Source organism: Mesorhizobium sp. M7D.F.Ca.US.004.03.1.1 (genome assembly GCF_003998635.1).
GTDB classification, from domain to species: Bacteria; Pseudomonadota; Alphaproteobacteria; order Rhizobiales; family Rhizobiaceae; genus Mesorhizobium; species Mesorhizobium loti.
Genome location: NZ_RZQG01000416.1, coordinates 1 through 5171 on the forward strand (window position 1 = coordinate 1; position 5171 = coordinate 5171).

Below are 5171 nucleotides of genomic sequence, written 5' to 3' on the forward strand. Positions count from 1 at the left end.
GGATGAAGCCTGGCAGCGCATCGGTATAGGTCGACTTGAGCTTGGTCAGCTGGCGCCAGTCGACGATCTTGCGCGGCAGTTCATGGCCCTCGGCGGCGAGGTCTTCGAGAAGTTGCGCCGAGGTCGACCACTGGCCGGTCTTGGTTTTAGAGCCACCGGGCAGACCCATGCGACCGAACAGGATGTCGCCGAGCTGTTTTGGCGAGCCGATGTTGATGCGCTCGCCGATGAGCTGATAGATTTCTTCTTCCAGCCGGGCGGCGCCCTGCGCCAGTTCGCCTGACAGCCGCGACAGGATCTGCCGGTCGACAGAGATGCCGCGCTGTTCCATGCGCGCCAGCACCGGCACCAGCGGCCGTTCCAGCCGCTCATAGACCGACACCAGCCCCTTGGCGGCGAGCCGCGGTTTCAGCACCAGCCAGAGCCGCAGCGTCATATCGGCGTCTTCGCCGGCATGAGCGGTCGCCTTGTCGATGTCGACCTGATCGAAACCGACGGAGCTTTTGCCGGAGCCGGTGACGTCCTTGAGCAGGAGAGGGGTATGACCCAGCCATTTCTCGGCAAGCGAGTCCAGGCCGTGACCATGGGGCGTGCCGGCATCGAGCACGTAGGAGATCAGCATGGTGTCGTCGAACGGCGCAACATCGATGCCATAGCGGCTCATGACGACAAGATCGTATTTCAGGTTCTGCGCGATCTTGAGAACCGACCTGTCTTCCAGCAGCGGTTTCAGCAGGGCCAGCGCCTCGCGGAGAGGAATCTGGTTTTCGACCACGCCGCCGCCGAGCAGGTCGCCGTTGCCGCTCTTGTGGGTGAAAGGAATGTAGGCGGCGCGGCCGGGCGCCGTGGCGATGGATATGCCGATCAACTCGGCTTGCATCGGATCGGCCGACGTCGCCCTGACGTCGAAAGCGGCAAGGCCAGTCCCGGTTGCCTCCGCGACCCAAGCTTTCAAGGTCGCGACATCGCGGATGCAGTGATAGGCCGATGTATCGATCTTGCGGGTGGCCGCACGCTCTAGACGCAGCGCGGCGAGCAGGGAAGGGGTGTCGCCGCTGATGGGTTTCTCGGTGCCCGGCGCCCCGTCTGCCGCGCCGTCTTGGCCGGTCCCGGCAGGTCGCGCCTCGCTGGAAGCTCCAGCACCGACATCGGGGCCATGCGCGTTATCGGCGCGCTCGACGGTCACCGCGACGGCCTGGACGTCACCGACCTCGGTGCTGGTCGCCTCCGCCACGCGGCGGGTCAGCGAGGTGAATTCCATCGTCTTGAGGAAGCCGATCAGCTTCGGTCCGTCCGGCGCATGCAGGACGAAATCGTCCAGCCCCTCGGCCACCGGCACGTCGTTCATCAGCGTCACCAACTGACGCGAAATACGCGCCTTGTCGGCGTTGGCGATGATGGATTCGCGCCTCTTGTCCTGCTTGATCTCGCCGGCGCGGGCCAGCAGCGTGTCGAGGTCGCCGAACTGCTCGAGCAGTTGTGCCGCCGTCTTCGGCCCGATGCCGGGCACACCAGGCACATTGTCGACGGAATCGCCGGTCAGCGCCTGCAGGTCGACCATTTTCTCCGGCGGCACGCCCCATTTCTCGATGACCTCCGGAATGCCGATCTGGCGGTCCTTCATCGGGTCGTACATGCCGACCGTGTCGCCGACCAGCTGCATCAGGTCCTTGTCGGAGGAGATGATGGTGGTGTCGCCGCCTGCTTCACGGGCAAGCCTGGCATAGGTGGCGATCAGATCGTCGGCCTCGTAGCCTTCGATCTCGATGCAAGGCAGGTTGAACGCCCTGGTCGCCTGGCGGATCAGGCCGAATTGCGGGATCAGGTCTTCCGGCGGGGCCGAGCGGTTGGCCTTGTATTCGGGGTAAAGGTGGTTGCGAAAGGTTTTCGACGAATAGTCGAAAATGACCGCGAAATGCGTCGGCACAATGCCTACATCGGTGTTGCGGGCGTCGAGCATCAGCTTCCACAGCATGTTGCAGAAGCCGGAAACGGCGCCGACCGGCAGACCGTCGGATTTGCGGGTTAGTGGCGGTAGCGCATGATAGGCACGGAAGATGTAGCCGGAGCCGTCGACAAGGAAGAGATGATCGCCTTTTTTCATGTCGGCAGGGATAGCGCGGCGCGGCGGCTTGGTCCATGCCAAAGGCAGCCTCAAATATCGGTTCCGGCAACACCCTGACAGAACGGCCGCGGGCCGGCCTGCTCACGGCCATGTTACAAAAGTGTAATTTTCGTGCCCTTGAATCGCCACGTTCAAAGACACAAATAAAGGTCATCGGCAGTTTTCGCCGAGTCCGGAGCAAGGCCCGTCCCCCGCCTATCCCGGACACCTGCGGCAGCCTATCCCCCCTCTCCGGGCTGCCGCATCGTTTCGAGTAGAAGGCCGCCGTGGTTCCCCCTCCACCACGGCGGTCTTTTTTTACCTCAGACAGACGTTTGCAGCCCGTGGTCCAACGATCGCGGGCTTTTCGTTTTCCTGTCCTGCCTTTACGGTTCCGGTTCTGAATCGAAAGGCTTCACACATGTCCGCAGTTTCCCCCGTCCTCGACCGTCTCGACAAGAATCTCGACCAGAGCCTCGAACGCCTGTTCGGCCTGCTCAGGATCAAGTCGATCTCAACCGATCCGGCCTATGCCGCCGACTGCCGCAAGGCGGCGGAATGGCTGGTGGCCGAACTCAAGCTGATCGGCTTCGACGCCAGCGTGCGTGATACGCCGGGACACCCGATGGTAGTCGCCCATCACGACGGGCCGGCGGGTGCGCCGCATGTGCTGTTCTATGGTCATTACGACGTACAGCCGGTCGACCCGATCGAATTGTGGGAAAGCGATCCGTTCGCGCCCGCGGTCAAGGAGGTCGGACCGGACCACAAGGTGATCACGGGACGCGGCTCGGCCGACGACAAGGGCCAGTTGATGACCTTCGTCGAGGCTTGCCGCGCCTGGAAGCAGGTGCACGGCAATCTGCCCTGCCGCATCACCATCCTGTTCGAGGGCGAGGAGGAATCCGGCTCGCCGTCGCTGAAGCCGTTCCTCGAGGCCAATGCCGACGAACTCAAGGCCGATTTCGCGCTGGTCTGCGATACCGGCATGTGGGACCGCGATACGCCGTCGATCTGCGTCGGATTGCGCGGGCTGGTCGGCGAGGAGATCACGATCAAGGCCGCCGACCGTGACCTGCATTCCGGCCTCTATGGCGGTGCTGCCGCCAACCCGATCCGCATCCTGGTCAAGGTTTTGGCCGATATCCACGACAAGGACGGCCACATCACCATTCCCGGTTTCTATGACGGGGTCGAGGAAACGCCGTCGCAGATCCTGAAATCCTGGGAGACGCTTGGCGAGACGGCCGAGACGTTCCTCGGACCAGTCGGCCTGTCGATCCCGTCGGGCGAAAAGGGGCGCTCGGTGCTGGAACTCACCTGGGCGCGGCCGACGGCCGAGTTCAACGGCATCATCGGCGGCTACACCGGCAAGGGCTTCAAGACGGTGATCGCGGCGGAAGCCTCGGCAAAAGTCTCCTTCCGCCTCGTCCACAAGCAGGATCCCAAGAAAATCCGAGCGGCGTTCCAGAAATTCGTCAAGGAACGGATTCCGGCCGACTGCTCGGTCGAATTCCACCCGCATGGCGGCTCGCCGGCAATCCAGCTTTCCTACGATTCGCCGTTCCTGGCCAAGGCCAAGGATGCGCTGTCCGACGAATGGCCGAAGCCGGCGGTGACGACGGGCAGCGGCGGGTCGATTCCGGTGGTCGGCGACTTCCAGACCTATCTCGGCATGGAATCGCTCCTGGTCGGGTTCGGCCTCGACGACGACCGCATCCACTCGCCCAACGAGAAATACGAGCTCAGCTCCTTCCACAAGGGCCAGCGCTCCTGGGCGCGGATTCTCGATGCCTTGACGCGCTGAGCGGCGGGACCCTCGTTTTCCTGTTGATTTTTCAGCGGATCGCGGCGAGGACGGGCCACAAGACAAAAGCGCTATAGCGTCCCTTGCGGGTCAAGGGACGCGCAAGGCTCGACCGGAGAAGACAATGGCCGACATCCGTTTCCACAAGCATGATCTGCCCGACCTCTCGCACTACAATGTCGGGGCAGTAGCCATCGACACCGAGACGCTGGGGCTCAACCCACATCGCGATCGGCTGTGCGTGGTGCAGATTTCGCCTGGTGACGGCAGCGCCGATGTCATCCAGATCGCGCCCGGCCAGAAGAAGGCGCCGAACCTCGTCAGCCTGCTGAGGAACCGCGGCATAACCAAGCTGTTCCACTACGGACGCTTCGACCTTGCCGTGCTCTACAATGCGTTCGGCGTGATGCCCGAGCCGGTGTTCTGCACCAAGATCGCCTCGCGGCTGACCCGCACCTACACCGACCGCCACGGGCTGAAGGACATCTGCTTCGAGCTTCTCGGCGTCGGCCTGTCCAAGGCGCAGCAATCGTCAGACTGGGCGGCCGAAACGCTGTCGCCCGAACAGCTCGAATATGCCGCTTCCGACGTGCTCTATCTGCACCGGTTGCGCGATGTGCTGGCCGGACGGTTGGCGCGCGATGGGCGGACCAAGGAGGCCGATGCCTGCTTCCGCTTCCTGCCGACGCGTGCCAAACTCGATCTGATGGGCTGGGACGAAGAGGATATCTTCGCCCATAGCTGACGGTCGTCTCCGCGAGCTGCTGCCGATGGCCGGTTGGAACCAGATGCAGGCTGCCGCGTTTTGTCGGCTCAAATGGGGGATGACATGACGGACAGAAAGTCCATAGCGACCGCGCCGACCGACGGCTCCAAGGTCTCCGTCACGTGGAAGGACAGCGACGGCGTGATCAACGAATCCATCGCGCAATATCGCGACGACGGCTGGTGGGTCTACACCGACAGTCACACGCAAAAGAAGGTCGAGCCGACCAGTTGGCGGCCTGCCGCAAGCGACGGTGACGATTAGAGCAGTTCACCGTTTCACGGAAACGGCGAGCTGCTCTAACTCTTTGTTTTGACGCAATCCTCTAGGGAAAGCGCTACGCGCTTTTCCCGGGAAAACCGCTTTACACTTTTCCTGGAATTACTCTAAAGCGCGTCGCGTTTGAGCGGATTCAGGCGACGCGCTTTAGGTCTTTGCTTTATGCATGTCGTTCTCGCAAAACCGGGGCCACTTTTGCGCGACATGCATTAGTG

The 5171-nt window shown here is 62.7% G+C and carries 4 protein-coding genes; 3 read left to right on the forward strand and 1 reads right to left on the reverse strand.

Going from position 1 to position 5171, the window contains the following annotated elements; all coding sequences use genetic code 11:
- The coding region (locus EN935_RS21480; protein WP_164771248.1) for a DNA polymerase at nucleotides 1-2104 on the reverse strand (2104 nt) is incomplete at its 3' end.
- Nucleotides 2105-2525: 421 nt separating this feature from the next.
- Here EN935_RS21480 and EN935_RS21485 point away from each other — a divergent pair.
- The 3 genes from EN935_RS21485 to EN935_RS21495 all read left to right on the forward strand — a co-directional run bounded on the left by EN935_RS21485 (nucleotide 2526) and on the right by EN935_RS21495 (nucleotide 4941).
- Nucleotides 2526-3911, forward strand: coding sequence for a M20/M25/M40 family metallo-hydrolase (locus tag EN935_RS21485; RefSeq protein ID WP_109658720.1), 1386 nt, complete (start codon nucleotides 2526-2528; stop codon nucleotides 3909-3911).
- A 124-nt stretch (nucleotides 3912-4035) separates the two neighbouring features.
- Complete coding sequence (locus EN935_RS21490) at nucleotides 4036-4656, forward strand: ribonuclease D (RefSeq protein WP_109658721.1); 621 nt, start codon at nucleotides 4036-4038, stop codon at nucleotides 4654-4656.
- Nucleotides 4657-4740: 84 nt separating this feature from the next.
- On the forward strand, nucleotides 4741-4941 hold the full coding sequence (locus EN935_RS21495) for a hypothetical protein (RefSeq protein ID WP_109661129.1): 201 nt from the start codon (nucleotides 4741-4743) through the stop codon (nucleotides 4939-4941).
- Nucleotides 4942-5171 lie beyond the last annotated feature (230 nt).